Genomic DNA, 305 nt, shown 5'->3' on the forward strand with positions numbered 1-305 from the left:
ATTACAGATACGATTATCTCTACGAAGAATGCGGAATATTTGTCAATTTGGAAAATTGACGGTCGTTCGCATCAAAGTGCTTCCGAAGAGGATATTTTTCAATGGACAAAAGAGTTGAATAATACTCTACGGGGTATTGCATCGGCTAATTTATCATTTTGGACACATATCGTGCGCCGTCGTGTTTATGAATATCCTGATTCAACATTTAATCAAATGTTTTGCTATCAGCTTGATGAAAAATATCGGCAAAGTTTTGCTGGTTATAATTTAATGGTCAATGATTTGTATTTGACTGTCGTCTT

At 35.1% G+C, this 305-nt stretch carries 1 pseudogene; it reads left to right on the forward strand.

Annotated features, from left to right (window positions below):
- Positions 1 to 305 (forward strand): annotated as a pseudogene (locus ACFINC_RS11030) (VirB4 family type IV secretion/conjugal transfer ATPase); the annotation flags it as partial.

Source organism: Bartonella sp. AP58NXGY (assembly GCF_042195785.1).
GTDB lineage: Bacteria > Pseudomonadota > Alphaproteobacteria > Rhizobiales > Rhizobiaceae > Bartonella.